This window comes from Bacillus sp. PS95 (genome assembly GCF_037963565.1).
GTDB lineage: Bacteria > Bacillota > Bacilli > Bacillales > Bacillaceae > Bacillus > Bacillus subtilis.
This window is the reverse complement of record NZ_CP150160.1, coordinates 1,565,606-1,584,466: the sequence shown is the minus strand read 5'-3', so window position 1 is coordinate 1,584,466 and position 18,861 is coordinate 1,565,606. Positions and strand designations below refer to the sequence as shown.

Below are 18,861 nucleotides of genomic sequence, written 5' to 3'. Positions count from 1 at the left end.
ATTTTATGCCTGAAATTGGACAGGTAGAACGATGCTCCTCTGAAGGCATAAAAAAAGAAAGCCTGCATAACGCAGGCTTTCTTTTTAATCAGGATTTTTAAACTTAACCTTGATTACGGTTTTGTCTTTGATTTCTTTGTCTTTCTTAACACTTTGGCTGACAGCGTAGCCTTGCCCGTTTACTTCAATATGAATTCCCGCGAGCTCGCCGTATTGAAGAACCTCTCTTCTCGACCACCCTGTCATATCAGGCATTTTGATTTTGCCGCCCGTTTTCAGGAAGACCTTTTGATTGGTGAGAACTTCCTCATCCGCTTTCGGATACTGTTCTTTTACAGCGACATCACTGCCGATGACAATTGGTGTGAGATTCTCCTCTTTTGCTTTCTTTTGAGCAGCAGCTACCGTTTGATCTGTTAAATCAGGCATTGTCTGCGCTTTTGTTTCTTCCTTATCTGAGTCAGATTTTTCAGTTGGTTCAATGTTCAGGTAGTGCAGGCTGTTTTTCATTGTCGGGTTGAAGATTTCTGATACCGGATCTGAACTGCTTTGTCCTGCTTTGAGTTGCGGCTGCTGTACAGCAACATAAATTAAAAGCTCAGGATCATCTTTTGGTGCCATACCCATAAACGAAAAGATATAGTCATCTGTTCCGTCTAGATATCCGCCTTTACCGGCTATTTGCGCAGTACCTGTTTTCCCGGCAACATCAAATCCTTCGATTTTATAGGCTTGCCCTGTTCCGATTTTCGACGTAACAACTTCTCCCAATATATCCCGCACCTTTTTCGCTGTGCTTGCAGAAATTGGGGTTCCGGCTGATTCTGGCTTATTTTGATAGATGGTTTTATCTTTATCGGGATCAACGATATGGTCAATCACATAAGGTTTCATCATTTTGCCGTCATTCGCAATTGCCGTTGCGGCCTGAAGCTGCTGAATTGGTGTGACTGCAGACGCTTGTCCGTATGCGGTTGACGCCTTATCAAATTCATATTTAAAGTTGATTTTGCTAGAGACTTCTCCTGGCAAATCAATACCTGTTTTTTGATAAAAATTGAATTTGTGTAAATATTGATTAAGACGGTCATATCCCAGCTTTTCTTTCGCCAGTTTCGCAAATGCAACATTTGACGATCTAAGGACGCCGTCATGATAGGTTGTCGGCCCCCAGCCTATACCTCTATTATGGTCCCTGACAGGTTCCCCGCCAACTTCAAACGTACCTGATTTATATTTTTCGTTCGCATTAAACACGTTTTCCTGCATCGCAGCAGCGAGTGTAAATATCTTCATCGTTGATCCGGGTTCATACGCATATGAAATCAAATCATTATAGTAGTTTGTCACATCGCGCTTGTTCGGATCAAAGCTTGGTCGCTGTCCCATGGCAAGGACTTTGCCTGTTTTCGGATCGACAACTGCGGCCATGATTTTTTTCGGATTATACTTTTGCGCTACTTTTGTCATGCTGTCTTCTAAAAAGGTTTGAATTTTCTGGTCAATGGTTAAATATACATTGTCACCATTTTTTGGCGCTGTAATTTTATTTTTGCTGTTCGGGAGCTCCCAGCCGGATTTGTCGCTTTCATATGTCACATATCCGTCGCGCTCCTTCAAATACTTATCCAGCACGTTTTCTAATCCCATCGCGCCGGAAATTTCATTTGTTTCTTCATCAACCTCGGCATAGCCGATTAAATTGGATGCGAAAATACCATTTGGATAGTAGCGTTTTGTATCCCGCAAAAATGAAATGCCCGGGAGTTTCATTTTTTCAATTTTTTGCTTTTGTGAATACGTAATATCCCGGCCAGCTGATCCAAACTCGACTTGTTTTGCATCTTTATTTAAGATATCAAGGATGTCGGCCTTGTCCAAGTTTATCACTTTAGACAATGCTTCTGCCGTTTTTTCTTTGTTTACAACATGCTGAGGATGCTTGACATCAGTGGTCATTTTTTTATCGAGAATCGCAATCAGTTTATACGTCGCTGTGTCCTCTGCAATGACTTTTCCTTTTCGGTCTAAAATCGAGCCGCGGCTCGCTTCGATGGTCCGTTTCTTTTCATGCTGCTCTGTCGCTTTTGTCGCAAGCACTTCGCCATTCGCTTTTCCGGTTATTTGAATATATGCCATTCTCCCCAGGATGACAAAGAAAAAGAGAGCGAAACAAATACTTAGAATCGCTGCTCCTCTATTCATAAATTTATTCTTTTTTGGCATTTGAATCATTCCTGTATGTTTTTCACTTTTTTATCTTTTAAATTCAAGCCGTTCTTTTTCGCAATGTCCATAATGCGCTGCGGTTTGCTTAAATCAGCAACGCTTTTTTCGAGGTCACCAATTTGCTTATTTTCGGATGAAATTTGCTCCTCAAGCTTTTGCACCTCAATATTGGTTTGATATGCCGCATACGCCTTCGATACGATCAAAAGCGATACGCTGAGCACCGCCGCAGCAAAGAGGACAAGAAGCACTTTTTCTCCGAGAGTAATGGAAGCCCTTTTCTTGACAATCACTTTTTTCTCAGGACTGATCGCATGCCGCTGCTGTTTCTCTGGTTGGTAAGCTAAATTGCTCATAGGCTGATGACCTCCTTTTAATTTTGCGTTCGCGTTTCGTTATTTTCTTTTTTCAGCAATCCGAAGCTTGGCAGAACGAGCCCGGTTGTTCTCTTCAAGCTCTTCTTGAGATGCCGTAATCGGTTTTCGTGTGATGAGCTTCAGCTCCGGTTCAAACTCTTCCGGTATAACAGGAAGCCCCGGAGGAAGTTCCGGAAGCGACGACTTTTCTTTAAAAGTGGTTTTGCAAATTCTGTCTTCTAGCGAGTGGAAGGTAATGACTGATACCCTGCCCCCTGGCTTCAGAACCTCAATTGCCTGCTCCAAAGCTTCTTCAAACACCCTAAGTTCATCGTTTACGGCAATTCTGATTGCCTGAAACACGCGTTTAGCGGGATGTCCGCCGCTCCTTCTCGCTGGAGCGGGAATCGCGTCTTTTATTAGATCGACCAGTTGGCCCGTAGTTTGAATAGGAGACTTCATTCTTGCCTCCTCAATTTTTCTGGCGATCTGTTTACTGAACTTCTCTTCTCCGTATTTAAAGAAAATACGGACGAGATCCTCATAGCGCCACTCATTAACGACTTCTTTCGCCGAAAGCGTAGCCGACTGGTCCATCCTCATGTCCAACGGTGCGTCATGATGGTAACTGAATCCGCGCTCCGGTGTATCCAGCTGCGGAGAGGACACCCCTAAATCAAATAAAATGCCGTCTACTTCTGTAATGCCTTGTTCATTCAAACATTCTTTTAAATACCTGAAATTGCTTTTCATCAGAATGAGCTGTCCTTTATAATCGGACAACACTTCTTTAGCATGCTGTAATGCCGTATCATCTTGGTCAAAAGCGATTAAACGCCCCTTCTCGGATAACTGCTGCAATAAGTATGTACTGTGCCCAGCTCCGCCGAGTGTGCAGTCTACATATGTACCGTCCGGCTTAATATTGAGTCCGTCTACGGTTTCACGAAGAAGTACTGTCTTGTGTTGAAACATATTGTGTTGGTCCCACCTTTTATCAGGATGAATTGAAATTGCTTTTAGAGTGTTATACACGAAGAATCATTATATATCAAACCCAATCATGTTTTCAGCAATTTCAGCAAATGAATCTTCTTGCTCTTCTGTGTATTGTTCCCAAATTACTTTACTCCACAATTCAATTCGATTAGAAACCCCGATAACAACACATTCTTTTTCCAGTTTGGCGTAATTCAATAGAGATGATGCGATATTTACCCTGCCTTGCTTGTCCAGTTCGCATTCAGTCGCCCCTGAAAAGAAGAAACGGGTAAACGCGCGGGCATCTTTCTTTGTGAGAGGAAGAGCTTTTAGTTTTTCTTCAATTTGTTTCCATTCGTGCATAGGGTAGCCGAAGAGACATTGGTCAAGTCCTCTAGTCAGCACAAATTGCTCACCTAGGCCTTCTCTGAATTTAGCGGGTACGATCATGCGGCCTTTCGCATCGATGGTATGCTGATATTCACCCATAAACATGATCTCTTGCCCCACTTTCTCTCCTTAACTCACCACTATTCACCACTTCGCTCCACAACTTCATTTTACACTGTTTACCCATAAAAAAAAACCCTGAACTATTCAGGGTTCTTTAAAACTTTATTTCAAAGTTTGACAACTTGATGTTGATTTTGAAAAGAAAATGGCAGATTCTTGAATGTCGTGAAGAATTTTGGACCGTACCTGTTCAAATAATACATGATATTCCAAATCCGTTCTTGCGGCGCAAGAAGCGGCTTAATGCTATTTTGAATTCTTTCATAATCCTTCAAGACGTAGCCTTCTTTTTCTTCAATTCGCTTCGTCACCGTGCGCTCTAAGAATTGAAGCTGATCCTGAATAAAAGCGGCATTTTTCAGGAGTAAAGGTTCCATGCTTTGATCAACCTTTAACGCCTCCTGCCGGACCGTTTTGTGAATCGCTTCAATTTGGCTTTTCGCCTGATCCATCACCGCCGTAAACTCTTCCGGAATCTGGCGCTCGAAGTATGTCTCTCTTTGATTCTCCGTTCCGCGCTCAATCGCGTCTTGTAATGAGATATTCCGTTCAGCCAGTTTTTTCTCAATATGCCGCTCAAGTATCGTAATGTTCAGCCTTGGCATGACAGGAGGCATTTTGAAGCCCATCACCGCAAAAGCCTGTTTGAGCTCGCCCCAATAATTGATTTCTCCAGGCCCTGCAATAAATGCTAAAGTCGGAATGAGAAATTCCTGCATTAACGGTCTCGTTACAACATTGTTGCTGAAACGCTCTGGATGTTCTTCCATATGTGTATGAAGTTCATCCCTCGTCCATCCTAGATCAAGCTCTTTGATGACAAATTGGCCGTTGTCTTTTTCAATTAGAAAACGCTCTTCTTCGTATTCATAAAACAGATTCGCCTGCTCTTTTCCGGACTCGATAATCGGTTTGTAGCCTGCTTGACGCATGAAGGCCTGCTGATCTGATACAGCCCGGGCGAGTTCATCATTTTCTCGAAGAATCTTTTGGAACATGGCCGTTTCCAGCTTTTTAATCCCCGGATCTCCAGAATTTAATAAAACTAAGCCCTCTTCTTGGAACAAATCCGCGATCAGCAGTTCAAAGAAGTCAGTAAACGTAACAGATTCCCTTAAACATCGTTTAACATTGTCGAGAAGTGTATTCGTATGGTCTGTTTCTTCAAAAGCGGCAAAAACATCATCTATCCACGCGGCACACTTTTCCTGATCAAGCGATGTACTCGCTGCTGATGATTTCTTCCAATAAGACTGAGGCAGCTTTTTTTTCACAGGCCCATTCTCTTCAGATGTGTGAACAAAATTAATCTCATCCAAATCGTGGTCTTCTCCAGCCACCCAGAAGATTGGTATGACAGGCACTTGCAGTTCCTTTTCTTGTTGCTTTGCCAAAACAATGATTGAAATGATTTTATGTATGGTGTAAAGCGGTCCTGTTAAAAGTCCTGCCTGCTGTCCGCCGACTACAGCGGCACTTGACGGGTCCTTCAGCTTCTCAATAGCAGACTGCATCGCACTTGAACCGAATTTATTATGGTAAGAGGTTAAGTACGCCGCCAATTCCTCTCTTGCGAAAAACCGGGAAGATAAGTCTTCCAGTCTTTCGCGCCACATGTCCTTATGATGAATACTGTAATCAAAAAAAGAAGACATTTCTTCTTTGCCATCTATATAGTGCTGTACAAACACATTCTGATTTTTGATGGAAAGTTCAGTTAGCTGCATCTTCTAGAACTTCCTTTCTCCAATAAATAGTTAGTGATCCGAAATGAGTATAGCATGTTACCGAAAAAGCTCAAAAGACTTTGTTTGCATTTCGCTCCAATGCTTTGATGCTGCCATATAAAAACTCTAGGTGGACTGCATCAAGACCTTGAAGACTTGCTTCCTTCAATAAGTACCCGATAATGGCGTCAGCTTCCGTCTGCCGGCCTCTAATGACGTCAACCAGCATTGATGAACGATTCTCTTTCGTTTGCCCACAAACGGCCTGAACCCGCTCCCAAGCCTTTTCTTCATTTTCAAGTTTTAAAATGCGGCATGCCTCCTGAAATACCAGCTTCATAAAAGCCAGATAAGCTGGCGTTGTCAGCAGTTCTCCATTTTTCACCTGCAATAAAGCAGTTAAAGGATTAATACACGCATTTACAATCAGCTTGCCCGTCAGCAGACGGTACCAATCCGTCTCATAATAAATCGGAAAATCCGAATGGTTATGCTGAAACAAGATGTTCAGCCGGTCTGGTTCAGCATCGTCGAACGCGCTCCATTTTATCGCACCTAAGCCTGTATGATCAACAGCTGTATCCGATTTTCTTACAGCTCCGTGCTCAACGATTCCAACATAAATGGAATGGCCAACGTGCCAGTCTTTTAGGTCGTGGATATGCCCCATGCCGTTTTGCAAAAATAATATATGCGTTTTCCCGATCCGTTCAAGCGACGAAAAAACAGATTGAAGCTGATGCTGCTTCACTGTCACGACAAGCAGGTCAAAGTCCGAATTGATACTCGTGTCCGCACTGCAATCAGCCCTGAATTCCGCCCCGCCTTTATAAAGCCGGATTCCTTCAGACTGAATGGCCGCAGCCTGTTCTTGCCGCCTCGTCACAACAGTCACGTCGTGATAAAGTGACAAATAATAGGCGCATAAAAGACCGACGGAGCCTCCGCCGATAATTCCAATTTTCATGATGTCACACCCAATTTAGCATTTACGTATTATCATAGCAGAAGTAAGAAGAAATTACTTCTCAAAGATCCCATGTGCTTAAAATTAAAGTTTAAATATTTGGATTTTTTAAATAAAGCGTTTACAATATATGTAGAAACAACAAAGGGGGAGATTTGTTTGACAAAGGTAGAACGTCTGCTTATCAACTATAAAACGCTGGAAGAATTCAAGAAATTCAAAGAATACGGCATTCAGGAGCTTTCAATGCTTGAAGAACTTCAGGATAATATTATTGAAAATGACAGCACCTCGCCTTTTTACGGGATTTATTTTGGCGATAAACTTGTAGCACGAATGAGTCTGTATCAAGTTAACGGCAAATCGAATCCCTATTTTGACAACCGCCAGGATTATTTGGAGCTGTGGAAGCTTGAGGTTCTTCCGGGCTACCAGAACAGGGGATACGGGAGAGCCTTGGTTGAATTTGCAAAATCATTCAAAATGCCGATCCGGACAAATCCGAGAATGAAATCAGCGGAATTTTGGAACAAAATGAACTTTAAAACTGTTAAGTATGATATGGCGAGGGACAAAGGGGAAAACCCGCTCATCTGGCATCCTGATATGGATCACGAAATGACACCAGGAGAGTCTGCATAGAAATCAAAACAACCGGCCTATTCTTACTATAGGGCCGGTTCATTTCAGGCGTTTCTTTACGTTTCTTGAGCCGCTTTTTTCATTCTTCCGTCTTCCTTCGAAACAACCATTTTTCTGGCCCGATCCATGATATCGATCAGTGCCTTATAATCCTCTTCTGTCATCTCTAGCTGATTCCGCAATGTCTGATTTTCACTCCGCAAATCCTCAAGCTCTTTTTGCAGCGATTGGATTTGCTCCTTCAATTTTTCCCTTTCAAGCTGAAATTCTTGTGCAGACGGCGCTTCTTTGAATTGTTCGAGAAATTGGATGACATCCTGAATGGACAAATCTCGTTTTCCTTCCGACGATGCCGAGGCAGTCTGCTTCATGGAATTCGGCATATTGACCGAATGAACGCCGATTTGCTTTCTCAGTTCTTTCCTTTGCTTTTTTGCAAGCTCTATACCTGACTGGTATTGTTTTCTCACATACGAGTTCCACCTGAAACCACAGGCTGCCGCGGTTCTGGTCAGCGCCCTTCCAACCTCCTCAAAGGCTGAAAGCTGTGTTCCTCCCTCTCGAATATGACGAAGCACCACTTCTGCCAGCAGCAAATCCTCATCCTGAGTCCAAGCATCTTGTCTTGTAATGGTCAAATTCAATCTCCCTCCATGTCAGCTTATTTATCTCATACATATGCCGGTAATAGATTAGATAGACTATTTGCACTCACAAATTTTCCGCAAGCTGACAGGAAGAGAAAAAGAAAAAGCGCAGGGCTTTCACCCCGCGCTTTTCTTATTAGTTACTTTTTACATTTATGTCTTTGCCGTTGTATGATCCGCATGCTTTGCATACACGGTGAGACAACTTCATCTCTCCGCATGACGGACATTCTGTCATACCAGGTACATTAAGTTTGAAATGTGTACGGCGCAATCTTTTCTTCATTTTAGAAGTTCTTCTAAAAGGTACAGCCATTATTCCCACCTCCTTAAAGAGTTAAGATTCATCATCTTGTTTTAAGAGCTTTTCGAGGGCTGCAAGTCTCGGATCAACTTGATTCTTCTTGTCTTCTTCCGAAATGACTTGCCAATCCTTTCCTTCTTGAGGAGCAGCTCCTTTTTCTTGTTCAGATTCACAAAAGATTTGCATAGGGATTTCTAAAAGAATTTCTTCTTTCACGATCGGAGTTAAGTCGATAGTATCGTCCTCAACAATGTGAACGTCATCATCTTCTATATCATCCGTGTGATGAAATATAAACAGTTCTTTTGTTGAAATTTCAAATGGATACGGGACATCAACGAGTGTTCTTGAGCATGGCAAAATCATTTCGCCTGAAATTGTAAAATCAAACGAAACCTGTTTGGATTTGATATCCGCTCTGCCCTTCACCCGGACGGGAGAAATGCGGCGAATGTCAGAATTCAGCTTTGTCAGCTCATTTAACTCAACTGTTTCATCAAACTCAAAACTTTGTTTTGGCATTTGATGCAGCTGATAAATCGTCCATTTCATTTGTATCACCTCAGGAAAGCAACAAACATGATTATAGCTTTTAAGATTGTTTTTGTCAATATTTTTTCTTTACAGCATAATGCTGCCATTGAAGTATCGTTGACAGCGGAATATGCTATGCATACACTTAAAACAAAAATAAGGCGTAAGAGTTTTCATTTGCAAATGTACCATACGTTTTTAAACATAGCAAGAAAGGCGGAAAAAATATGAAAGCTGTCGGATTGGTGGTTGAATATAATCCCTTTCATAACGGTCACCTTTATCATGCCCAAACAGCAAAGCTGCAAACCGGATGTGACACGGCTGTCGCGGTCATGAGCGGACATTTTTTACAGCGCGGGGAACCCGCTGTTGTATCAAAATGGGCCCGAACAAAAATGGCGCTGCAAAGCGGAGTTGATCTTGTCATTGAGCTGCCTTATCTTTATGCCGTGCAAAAAGCAGACATTTTTGCACGCGGCAGTGTTTCCATCCTGAACGAACTTGAATGTGCGGCGCTGTTTTTCGGGAGTGAAAATGGGGATATCAAGCCTTTTTTAGAAACAGCACAGCTTATTGATGAGCATAAACATATATTGAATGACCGAATTAAAGAAGAACTTAAAAAGGGGGCCAGTTACCCAGCAGCGGCGGCTATCGCCTTCAGCTCCATTTTGCATACTGAAAGTGCACTTGACTTGTCAAAACCAAATAACATTTTGGGATACCAGTATGTGACCTCGATTCTAACCGGGGGATATCCTATGAAACCTTATACTACGGCACGAATCTCTTCGGACTATCATGATGCCGATCTCCCTGAAGGCGAAAACCATATAGCAAGTGCCACAAGCATTAGAAAAGCGATGATTGGCCAGAATCTCGAAGCCTGCCTTCGTTTTCTCCCTGCTGCATCTGCACGTGAATTAGCAGCTTACCGCAAATCTTTCGGATTGTGGCATACACCTGAAAGCTACTTTTCTTACTTAAAATACAGCCTTTCAACTGTAACGGCACGGGAATTACAGCAAGTATACGAGGTGGAGGAAGGTTTAGAGCACAGAATTATTCGTTCGATCAGAAAATCCAGCTCCTATCAGGAATTTATGGAACTGCTGAAAACAAAACGCTATACGTGGACAAGGCTCCAGCGGATGAATACACACATTTTAACCAGAACAAAAAAACAGGATATGCAAAAGCTGCTTGACAACGATAAGGCGCCGTATATCAGGCTTCTCGGCATGACGAAAAAAGGACAGGCTTATTTATCCGAAAAGAAAAAAGCACTGTCTGTTCCGCTTGTCAGCAAACTGTCCTCTTTCTCCCATCCAGCTCTCGATCTGGACGTAAAAGCAAGCAGGATTTACAGCCTGCCGATAGAAGAGCCGCTGAGAACTGAGTTTGACCTACAGGAATACGGACATGCACCGATTCGATATGACGAAGATGAACAACACTTTTTAAATGTATAGAAAAAGCACCTGAGAATCAGGTGCTTTTCGCTTTCAGCTTATTCAAATAATCAATCGCATCCTGCATGGTATCAACAGGCACAATCTTCATATCTGAATCAATATCTTTTGCTGTTTTTACTGCGTTCTTATAATCGGAATTGCTGGCGCCGTTTTGATTTGGCGCGAAGAAAATGTCTTTTCCGGCTTTGTCTGCGGCGACGACTTTTTGATCAATGCCGCCGATCGGGCCAACTTTTCCATCAACATCAATGGTACCTGTTCCCGCAATATCGTAGCCTTTTGTTTCGTCTGGTTTTGTCAGCTGATTATAAATTTCAAGGGACATCATTAACCCTGCTGACGGGCCGCCAATATTTTCGATTTCAAAATCAATATCAGGCTCTACCTTCACGTTTCTGTCTGTATAAAGCGAAACTCCGATTCCTGCCCGATCCGGCTCATCAGGAAATTGTTTTAACGTAAGGGTGACACGCTTTTCTTTTTCTTCTCTTTCGATCTTTAACGTGACTTTATCTCCCGCTTTTTTGCTGCTGATATAATCAATCAGCTTTTCAGCAGACTGATAGTTTTTGCCGTCTGCGCTGATGATTTTATCACCGACTTCTATTTTCCCTTTTGCCGGCATGTTTTCTACAACTGAGCTTGCGTATATGCCGTTAAAGGAATAGCTGACTTTTTTTCCTGCCTTTTGATAGGCGGCTATAACCGCATTTTCTTGCGAGCTTTTCATCATTTGGAGCTGTCTTTTCATATACTCCTTATCTGATTCGCCTTCCTCCTTAATGCTCTCATCAGGAACAATTTCATAATAAGGGTGCATCTTTGCCCACACATATGTAAATGGATTAGCCGGTCCCACTTTAACAGTCATTAAGGACAGGCTTCCTTTTTCCGGGTAGCCTCCCTCCACTTTTATCAATGAAGCAAGCTCTGTCGCTTCTCCCGGTTTTGTAATATAGTATGGAAGTTTTATAAATGATAAAACGGCGATCAGTATGAGGATGACGAGCATCCAGCTAAAATGTTTTTTACGTAGCAAATTATGAGCCCTCCCAATTCTCTATTTCTTTTCTTATCTTGCTGATCATTCGGTTTGTCGCCTCTTCGCCTGCCGATATCATTTCTTCAATATTGGCAAACGAGCTTGAGCTGTATGTTTCAAGGGAAGGGCGAATCATGATATCTGCGGCAATTGTTTGATGCCGCACTAATTCATTTTGCAGTATATCCATACTTTGCATAATCACATCAAAAATATGCACTGCTGTTTCAGTTTTTCGAACCCTGGAAACATCCGAAGCGATGATAATATCAGCTCCCATGGCTTTCACAACAGAAACCGGAATTCGATCGACGACCGCGCCGTCTACAAGAAGGCGTCCGTCCAGCCGCTGCGGAATAAAGATACCCGGGATACTGATGCTGGCCCTCACTGCATCTGACACTGATCCTTTTCGGAACACAACCTTTTCTCCCGTCTGTAAATCACACGCAACAATGCCCAGCGGGATTTGGAGCTCTTCAATCGGTTTTCCGAATGTATAAGCATGCACAAGCTGTCTGACGCGGTCACCTTTTAAAAAACCGAGCTTCGGCACCGTATAATCAGCATAAAGCCTTCGTTTAAAGGCTTTGGCTACTTTTTTCATCGTTGCCACGTCATGTCCGGCGGCATAAAAACTGCCCACCAAAGCGCCCATGCTGCTTCCTGCAATCATATCCACTTCAATTTGGTGCTTATGTAAACTGGAAAGCACACCGAGATGAGCAAGCCCTCTGGCCCCTCCCGATCCTAACGCTAACCCGATTTTAGGTTTGGCCAAAGCGTTAACCTCCTGCCTGAATTCCCTGTATACCGAATTCTATGGTCTAAACTGAACCCCTATGCTCGTATATTAGTACAAAGAATCAAGAGGACAGGTACTGCTTGGCCGTTTTACATCATACATTATTTTATCATGATATACATGTCATTGGGCATTTTTAGCATCGGGGAGGTAAGAATGAACTTGTCGAAGATTAATACACTTTTGATTGCCTCATTTTTTATTTTTTTAACAGCGACTGTCATCTCACATCCACAGGCCTCATTCGAAGCCTCTAAAACCGGGCTGTCTATGTGGTGGGAGGTTGTGTTTCCGTCATTGCTGCCATTTTTTATTCTGTCCGAACTCTTAATCGGCTTTGGCATTGTGCGGTTTGTCGGTGTTTTGCTTGAGCCTTTTATGCGGCCGATCTTTCGCGTGCCGGGTGTCGGCGGCTTCGTTCTTGCTATGGGAATGGCATCAGGAAACCCAGCGGGCGCAAAACTCACTGCCCGTCTGCGGCAGGAAAATCAGATTTCAAGAGTAGAGGCAGAACGGCTCGCGTCGTTTACCAATTCTTCAAACCCGCTCTTTATTTTCGGCGCTGTTGCCGTCGGTTTCTTTCAAAACGCATCACTAGGCATTTTATTAGCTTCTGCACACTATTTGGGGAATCTTGCCGTCGGTTTAACAATGCGCTCCTATGGCCGCAAGGAAGAGCAGCATCTCAGAAGAAAGAAAACGATACCTTTCCCTTCAGTCAAAGATGCTTTACACGCTCTTCATACCGCCAGACTTGCAGAAAAACGGCCCTTAGGTAAAATTTTAGGCGACGCCGTGACGTCTTCTGTTCAAACGCTTCTTATGGTAGGCGGCTTTATTATTTTATTTTCTGTCTTCAATCGGCTGTTGTCAGTGGTCCAGCTGACTGATGTTTTGTCTGTTTTCACAAAAGGAGCACTGACTTTGTTTCAGCTTCCGACTCAATTGGACATTCCGCTTTTATCAGGGATGTTTGAAATTACATTAGGCAGCAAGCTTGTCAGCGAGACAGATGTTTCTCTTCTGCAAAAAGCCATTATCGTCAGCTTTATTCTTGGGTTTAGCGGCTTTTCCGTACAAGCTCAGGTGGCAGGTATTTTATCGGAAACCGACATTAGATTTAAACCATTCTTTATCGCACGTTTGCTGCAGGGCGTTTATGCCGCTGTCTTCGTCATGCTTTTATGGAAACCTCTTTACACGGCATGGCATGATCCATATCAGTATGTATTTAAATCTCTTAACAGCAGTGACATGCCAACTGCCTTTATAAATGGCTGGAATCTGCTTGTGCAGATCGGACCTGCTGTCACACTATGCGCGCTGTTTACGTACATTATCATTTTTTCTTACAGACTGACAAACGGAACAAAAAAAGGATGAGTCAAAACCCTCATCCTTGTCTGAATTTTTGCTGAAGCGCCAGCTCTACTTCCGGCGGTACAAACTCTGATACCGAGCCGTTGTATCTCGCCACTTCTTTTACGATGCTTGAACTTAGAAACGAATATTGATTGTTTGTCATCATAAAAAATGTCTCGATGGATTCATCAAGCACACGGTTTACTGACGTCCCCTGCATCTCGTATTCAAAATCAGATACAGCTCTCAAGCCTCTTAAAATCGCTTTCGCATTTTTTCTTTTTGCATAATCAATTAACAGGCCTTGCGATGTTTCAACTGTTATGTTCGGAATGTCTTTTGTCACTTCTCTCAGAAGCTCACACCGTTCTTCCACACTGAACAAAGGCTTTTTTGAAGAATTATTCAGCACACATACATACACTTGTTCAAAAATATGCGCCCCGCGTTTGATGATGTCCAGATGCCCGTAGGTCACCGGATCAAAACTGCCGGGACAGACAGCTATACTCGCCACCTCACTACCCCCTCTTTTTATAAATCGCCACACCTGTTAACCCATAGGTTTCTTTTCTTGTCATCACAAGATCTCCTACGGTTTCGGGAAGCTCGACCTCTCTGTCATGCTCAGCGACGATAAAGCCGTCTTCTTCCAGCATTTGATATTCGTCAATCAGCGTTAAAAGTGCTTTCAGCTTTTGTTCCTTATACGGCGGATCGAGAAAAATTCCGCGAAAGCCGCTTTCTCTTTTAGCAGCAGCGTGCAAAGCACGTTCCGCATCATTGCGGTATACCTGTGCATGTTTTGTAAGCTCCAGCGTTTTCAAATTAGATTTTACCGTTTGAATCGCTTTAAAATCACGGTCAACGAATATACAATGCTCAAACCCGCGTGAAAGCGCTTCGATTCCAAGACCTCCGCTCCCTGCGAATAAGTCAAGTCCCCTGCCCCCGTCAAAATAAGGGCCGATCATATTAAAAATGGATTCCTTCACTTTGTCGGTTGTCGGTCTTGTTGATGTTCCGGGTACAGCCTTTAGTGAACGGCCTTTTTTTGATCCAGAAATTACTCTCATGTTCCACACCACTTTTTCTAAAAGCTATTTTGTTTCTTTATTCGGCCGGACGCCGCTATGTACATAGAAAAAAATCAATCCTATCTTAACATAAAGCATTCTTCCAAACAATGAACGCTAATCTTGATAAACAGGTGTATAGGCAGCATGATCCTTGTCCATACTATAAGCAACAGCATCTAGAGGATGTTGTTGCCAACCGCGGAGAAGACTTACGTTTCCCCATAAGTTCTTCCTCCGGTTTCTCCTCTCCCTTTGCCTTCTCCTTAACATATTAAGGAATAGAAGGACCCCGCAGATGCCTGCGGGGATTTTTTTATAGCTATATGCCGATTTTATAATCGTATTCTTTTGCCTTATCAAGCTTTGACTCGAATTCCAATTTTAAAAACGGTTTATAAGAAGGCTCCACTTTTTTCACAAATGAGTAAGACGCAATCTTGTCCATTGTTTTTTCAATTTGGTTCATATCACAGTACAGTACGACATATTTTAATCGTTTTGATACATAGTGCACATTCCCGAACTTCCTCAGCATTTTGCTCTGCTTTAGGGAGTGCAGATACACAACCATGCCCTGGCGCCTATTCTCCAATACAATCACCTGCCTGTTTTCTCTTATATGTAAAAGACGAGACGGCCAGTCTCGTCAGGACACTTTACATCCGCAGCTTCCGCCTGAACCGCAACCGCCTCCGCATGAAGACAAACCGTCAAAATAAGGGTTCCCAGTCGGAACTTTCACATGCTCCGAAACAGCTGTCCCAATCTCAACGCTGACCTCATCAAGAATGGACTGGAGCTCATTTTCAGCTCTCTTGAAGTCAGCCACCTTATCGTTCAGGTCCAGCTCACGTTTGATCTCCCTCATTTTCCGGGATATTTCTCTATAGTCAGGATGATATTTGCCAAAACGCTGTACATCCTCATACTGCTCTTTTATTTTGATAAAAGAACGAATAATCCGACCTGCCTCTTCATCTTCCTGGAGACGCTTGTAACAATTGCGGTAGTTCTCAGCCGTCTCCGACTGCAGAATCATCTCGGCAAGCTGCTGAGCTTCACTTTGAAGCCGCACGGATTCCATCGTCGCATACATAACATGCACCTCCAGTTGTTAGTTTACCATGAAACCAGCCAATTGGAAAATGCTTAACCGCAGCCGTATACAAAACCTTATGTCCGCATGAAAAAAGACCCTTTTTCGGGGCCTTTTAATCTTTTGTCCGCATCGCTTGAAACATTTGCATCATCATTTGCGCCATTTGAATCCCGTTCGTAAACTGATTCACCCGATGCGGAATGGTTTTTTCATAAAAATTCATCATTTCAAGCTGAAAGGAGGACAGATCATCCGGTTTTCTTGAAAGCCTGCGGTACCATATCGGCTGTTCTCTGATGAATCGTTTCCGTTCTTCGTTTGCTAAAATATATTCCTGAACCTCTTTGCGCATATGAGCTCCCCTTTTTTAATCCTTTCGAAAAGAAAAAGGATGCTGTCCAGAGCCTGGCTGAGAATGCTTCTGTCCGCTTCCGGAAAATGTATTAAGAAGGCTTTGCAACGATGAGATCGACTGGCTCATTTTATTGATTTGTTCGTTCATTTGATTGACATCCATCTTTTTCACCGCTGTCACCATTTTCGAGACAAAATCATTTTTTTGCGGTGTTTCAGGCACAGCTTCAGAAGCTTCTTCCGGTTCCCGATATGGATCCCAAATCGGGTCGCTCTCCCCGAAGAGGACCCAATTTTCATATACGTCCTGCCAGCTTCTTTGTTCTTTGCGCACTTCTTTTATCAGCTTGGGATGCTTTTTGACGAATTGTTTAAAGTCATTGATTGAATGATTGGCATGTTGATTCGCCACAATCCTCACCCCCTCCGAAAATCGTTACCTACTACAATGTATCGTTTTGTCGGGCATTGTGTTCGCCTATATTCATTCCCAAATGAATTTTTAGCGATATCCCTATACACTGGTGAAAAAGCCTGACTGAAGGGATGGGAAACGGCCTTATCTGTAAGCTATCAGCACATTCATTCAGACCGGCTTGTATGGAAATAGAAAAAGCCGGGAACCATTCGTCCGCGGCTTTCATTACCATCGCTTAATAAAGTTTTGGGTGTAATATTTCCGGTCTACTCCGACACCAAGATGCGTATAATCTGAATTCAGAAGCGCTTTTCGATGGCCTTCGCTATTCAGCCAGCCTTCTACAGCAGCCGGACCGTCCACATAATTGTATGCGATATTTTCTCCCGCTTGCTGAAAATCAACATGCCCTTCTTCTAAGCGGTCTTTCAGCGAGCCGTATTTTTTAGAGACATGGGAGAAATAATTATTTTCCTTCATATCCTCACTATGCCCAAATGCCACTTCCGCCGTTGGCTGATCCCACTCAAGCTTCGCAAGTCCATGTTTAACGCGTATGACATTCGTCAAATCAAGGATTTGCTTTTCGCTCGTTGTTTGGATCTTTTTCCATTTCTCATCTGAAACGGCTTTCGGTTTAATTAATTCCCCGCGGTACACTACCTCATAAGGTCTTTGCTTTACAAAGGTCTGCGCATCAAACGCCCTGATGCTGGATAGCTTCCCCTCAAATTTGTCCATATACAGCTGGACATACATCTTTCCTACCTTTACAGTCGGTCTTGTATTGATATCTTCTTCAGAAAATTCAAACCGATAGGAATTTCCTTTATACTCTACATTCACAAATGGTGCCACCTGGGTGGTCTTAAATACTTCGCCAGTTGATTCTCCAATTTTGAAAGGCTTGGCGTTAATATCATTACCCGACGCGAATAATGTGACCACTTTATTGTTTAATACCCCGATTTGGATATATTGATCCTTACCTTGATTGTATACCCACCAATCGTAATCATAAGCCGAAGGGTCAATACGTTCAGGTTCCCCAAGCTTTTTCGTTACTTCATCGGCGGGCTTGCCCATGAAGGACAATAACCCTGAAGTCGGCATATGTATTCGTTTGCCGCTTTGCGCTTCCTCATTCGACACCTGAGGCTCGCTGTCATTTGATTTCTTTTCAGGAACAGATCCATATTGAATAAACAGAACATAGGTTCCGCAGATAATCAAAAGGATAACCATTGCTCTCAATATATTTTTCAATCTATCACCCCCGTGGCGATTCACAATCTCTTGTTTACATCCCATTACAATACAGCCTATTTAACATGTCAAAGATTTATGTGTTAATGAAAAAAGCCTTCTTCTCTATTATCACCTTCGGAAATATCCGATAAGGCGCTGCCGGCACGTTCATTCGTTTGCTCAGATAAAGAAAGATCACCAAGCGTAACAATTCCAGTCAGTTTTTTATTTTTTGTAACTGGTATCCTTCTGAGCTGATGCGATGCCATCAAATGAAGAACCTCATCGACTGAAGCATCTTCCTCCACACTGACAGGTTTTTCGGTCATCGCGTCAGTGATTTTTTGCGAGTTCGGTTTTTTGATGGCGATTCCTCTTAATACAAGATCGCGGTCGGTTACGATGCCGACCAATGTTTCCCCGTCCTCATCAACTACCGGAATCGCTCCTACATTTGCGTCCTTCATCTTTACTGCAGCTTCATATACATTATCTAATACCGTGCAATATTGCAAGTCGGCTGTCATCAGATCTTTTATTTTTGTCATCCGTTTAACCTCCTTTAGTCTAGTGCTATTGTCGTCAAAATTTAATTTTTGCATACTTTCAAAAGAAGAAGATTCATTGAAAGTTTAACGCTTTCATACTATGATTGTCAGGAAAGGTAATTTTTATAAGGAGGGGTCAATGTTGAAGTTTACTGAAAGCGGACTTGAAGGGGTTAAGGCTGAGCTCAGCTGGCTAGACGACTTAATGGAAAGCAAAGGTCTTATCAGAGCGGGTCAATGGGATTACGAGAGAGTCACCTATGACAAGAAGTTTTCGACGATTGAGGGTACGTTTTACCTGCGGATACAAGGTATTGCGGCAGAAGGCGATGTCGGAAGCGGGCGCGCCGTGATTCAATTAATGTCCCCTCTCCTAGGAAAGCATTACTACCCTCATGGAGTAGAATATGGAGAAACGGAAGAGTTTCCCGTACAGGTTGTGACAAAAAGCAAGGCACTGATTCAGGACATAGCCAACATGTTAAAAACAGTTCAAATGTAACGAAAAGGTACAGCATATTTCGCTGT

At 42.9% G+C, this 18,861-nt stretch carries 24 protein-coding genes; 5 read left to right on the top strand and 19 right to left on the bottom strand.

The genetic code is table 11. The annotated features are described in order from the left end of the window. Positions 1–84: 84 nt before the first annotated feature. From pbpB to NSQ12_RS08440, 6 genes are all read right to left on the bottom strand, one after another. Positions 85–2,235 carry a penicillin-binding protein 2B gene (gene pbpB, locus NSQ12_RS08465; protein ID WP_080333453.1) on the bottom strand — a complete coding sequence of 717 codons (2,151 nt, stop codon included), beginning with the start codon at positions 2,233–2,235 and terminating at the stop codon, positions 85–87. Then, entirely contained in the window at positions 2,232–2,585 is a 354-nt protein-coding gene (gene ftsL / locus NSQ12_RS08460) for a cell division protein FtsL (protein ID WP_003232200.1), read from the bottom strand. The genes pbpB and ftsL overlap by 4 nt, the downstream gene beginning before the upstream one ends. 39 nt (positions 2,586–2,624) lie before the next feature. Beyond that, positions 2,625–3,560 carry a 16S rRNA (cytosine(1402)-N(4))-methyltransferase RsmH gene (gene rsmH / locus NSQ12_RS08455; protein ID WP_088325822.1) on the bottom strand — a complete coding sequence of 312 codons (936 nt, stop codon included), beginning with the start codon at positions 3,558–3,560 and terminating at the stop codon, positions 2,625–2,627. 69 nt (positions 3,561–3,629) lie between these two features. Then, a complete protein-coding gene (mraZ, locus tag NSQ12_RS08450; protein WP_003221402.1) occupies positions 3,630–4,061 on the bottom strand; it encodes a division/cell wall cluster transcriptional repressor MraZ in 432 nt (143 codons plus the stop codon). 125 nt (positions 4,062–4,186) lie between these two features. After that, positions 4,187–5,806 (bottom strand): bacillithiol biosynthesis cysteine-adding enzyme BshC, encoded by a 1,620-nt coding sequence (gene bshC / locus NSQ12_RS08445; protein ID WP_339176461.1) that lies wholly within the window; start codon positions 5,804–5,806, stop codon positions 4,187–4,189. 70 nt (positions 5,807–5,876) lie between these two features. Then, positions 5,877–6,773, bottom strand: a complete 897-nt coding sequence (locus NSQ12_RS08440; protein ID WP_339176459.1) for a 2-dehydropantoate 2-reductase — start codon at positions 6,771–6,773, stop codon at positions 5,877–5,879. 159 nt (positions 6,774–6,932) lie between these two features. On the opposite strand from NSQ12_RS08440, the gene NSQ12_RS08435 reads away from it, so the two are divergent. Further along, positions 6,933–7,415, top strand: coding sequence for an N-acetyltransferase (locus NSQ12_RS08435; RefSeq protein ID WP_014476736.1), 483 nt, complete (start codon positions 6,933–6,935; stop codon positions 7,413–7,415). A 56-nt stretch (positions 7,416–7,471) separates the two neighbouring features. On the opposite strand, the gene gerR is transcribed toward NSQ12_RS08435, so the two are convergent. The 3 genes from gerR to NSQ12_RS08420 form a co-directional block, all read right to left on the bottom strand. Continuing rightward, on the bottom strand, positions 7,472–8,053 hold the full coding sequence (gerR, locus tag NSQ12_RS08430) for a sporulation specific transcriptional regulator GerR (protein WP_015383592.1): 582 nt from the start codon (positions 8,051–8,053) through the stop codon (positions 7,472–7,474). Between the two features lie 145 nt (positions 8,054–8,198). Then, the gene (gene rpmF, locus NSQ12_RS08425; RefSeq protein ID WP_003154457.1) at positions 8,199–8,378 is read right to left on the bottom strand and encodes a 50S ribosomal protein L32; all 180 of its coding nucleotides are present in this window, start codon (positions 8,376–8,378) and stop codon (positions 8,199–8,201) included. 21 nt (positions 8,379–8,399) lie between these two features. After that, a complete protein-coding gene (locus NSQ12_RS08420) occupies positions 8,400–8,918 on the bottom strand; it encodes a DUF177 domain-containing protein (protein ID WP_014479718.1) in 519 nt (172 codons plus the stop codon). Between the two features lie 27 nt (positions 8,919–8,945). Between NSQ12_RS08420 and NSQ12_RS08415 the strand changes: the two genes are divergently transcribed. Both NSQ12_RS08415 and NSQ12_RS08410 read left to right on the top strand, forming a co-directional pair. Further along, the gene (locus NSQ12_RS08415) at positions 8,946–9,131 is read left to right on the top strand and encodes a hypothetical protein (protein ID WP_003232215.1); all 186 of its coding nucleotides are present in this window, start codon (positions 8,946–8,948) and stop codon (positions 9,129–9,131) included. Then, complete coding sequence (locus NSQ12_RS08410; RefSeq protein WP_339176456.1) at positions 9,128–10,375, top strand: nucleotidyltransferase; 1,248 nt, start codon at positions 9,128–9,130, stop codon at positions 10,373–10,375. The genes NSQ12_RS08415 and NSQ12_RS08410 overlap by 4 nt, the downstream gene beginning before the upstream one ends. 16 nt (positions 10,376–10,391) lie before the next feature. Here NSQ12_RS08410 and ddcP read toward each other — a convergent pair whose 3' ends face one another. Beyond that, positions 10,392–11,417 carry a protease DdcP gene (ddcP, locus tag NSQ12_RS08405; protein ID WP_014476730.1) on the bottom strand — a complete coding sequence of 342 codons (1,026 nt, stop codon included), beginning with the start codon at positions 11,415–11,417 and terminating at the stop codon, positions 10,392–10,394. A 1-nt stretch (position 11,418) separates the two neighbouring features. After that, a complete protein-coding gene (locus NSQ12_RS08400) occupies positions 11,419–12,201 on the bottom strand; it encodes a patatin family protein (protein ID WP_339176454.1) in 783 nt (260 codons plus the stop codon). Between the two features lie 180 nt (positions 12,202–12,381). Between NSQ12_RS08400 and spoVV the strand changes: the two genes are divergently transcribed. Then, positions 12,382–13,608 (top strand): dipicolinic acid transporter SpoVV, encoded by a 1,227-nt coding sequence (gene spoVV, locus NSQ12_RS08395; RefSeq protein WP_029726517.1) that lies wholly within the window; start codon positions 12,382–12,384, stop codon positions 13,606–13,608. A gap of 10 nt (positions 13,609–13,618) precedes the next feature. Here the strand turns inward: spoVV and coaD are convergent, their stop codons facing one another. The 8 genes from coaD to NSQ12_RS08355 form a co-directional block, all read right to left on the bottom strand. Beyond that, positions 13,619–14,104: a pantetheine-phosphate adenylyltransferase gene (gene coaD, locus NSQ12_RS08390; RefSeq protein ID WP_003245283.1), complete on the bottom strand. Its 486-nt coding sequence runs from the start codon at positions 14,102–14,104 to the stop codon at positions 13,619–13,621. A 4-nt stretch (positions 14,105–14,108) separates the two neighbouring features. Next, entirely contained in the window at positions 14,109–14,663 is a 555-nt protein-coding gene (rsmD, locus tag NSQ12_RS08385; RefSeq protein ID WP_029317761.1) for a 16S rRNA (guanine(966)-N(2))-methyltransferase RsmD, read from the bottom strand. Between the two features lie 322 nt (positions 14,664–14,985). Beyond that, complete coding sequence (locus NSQ12_RS08380) at positions 14,986–15,258, bottom strand: YlbG family protein (protein ID WP_015715839.1); 273 nt, start codon at positions 15,256–15,258, stop codon at positions 14,986–14,988. A gap of 54 nt (positions 15,259–15,312) precedes the next feature. Beyond that, positions 15,313–15,762, bottom strand: a complete 450-nt coding sequence (gene ricF, locus NSQ12_RS08375; RefSeq protein ID WP_003221370.1) for a regulatory iron-sulfur-containing complex subunit RicF — start codon at positions 15,760–15,762, stop codon at positions 15,313–15,315. Between the two features lie 115 nt (positions 15,763–15,877). After that, complete coding sequence (locus NSQ12_RS08370; RefSeq protein ID WP_003232231.1) at positions 15,878–16,117, bottom strand: YlbE-like family protein; 240 nt, start codon at positions 16,115–16,117, stop codon at positions 15,878–15,880. Between the two features lie 15 nt (positions 16,118–16,132). Further along, the gene (locus tag NSQ12_RS08365) at positions 16,133–16,531 is read right to left on the bottom strand and encodes a YlbD family protein (protein WP_003232233.1); all 399 of its coding nucleotides are present in this window, start codon (positions 16,529–16,531) and stop codon (positions 16,133–16,135) included. 231 nt (positions 16,532–16,762) lie between these two features. Further along, positions 16,763–17,803, bottom strand: a complete 1,041-nt coding sequence (locus NSQ12_RS08360; protein ID WP_014479713.1) for a CAP domain-containing protein — start codon at positions 17,801–17,803, stop codon at positions 16,763–16,765. 83 nt (positions 17,804–17,886) lie between these two features. Further along, positions 17,887–18,333 (bottom strand): CBS domain-containing protein, encoded by a 447-nt coding sequence (locus NSQ12_RS08355; RefSeq protein ID WP_003221362.1) that lies wholly within the window; start codon positions 18,331–18,333, stop codon positions 17,887–17,889. Between the two features lie 139 nt (positions 18,334–18,472). On the opposite strand from NSQ12_RS08355, the gene NSQ12_RS08350 reads away from it, so the two are divergent. Next, complete coding sequence (locus NSQ12_RS08350; protein ID WP_003232238.1) at positions 18,473–18,835, top strand: YugN family protein; 363 nt, start codon at positions 18,473–18,475, stop codon at positions 18,833–18,835. Positions 18,836–18,861 lie beyond the last annotated feature (26 nt).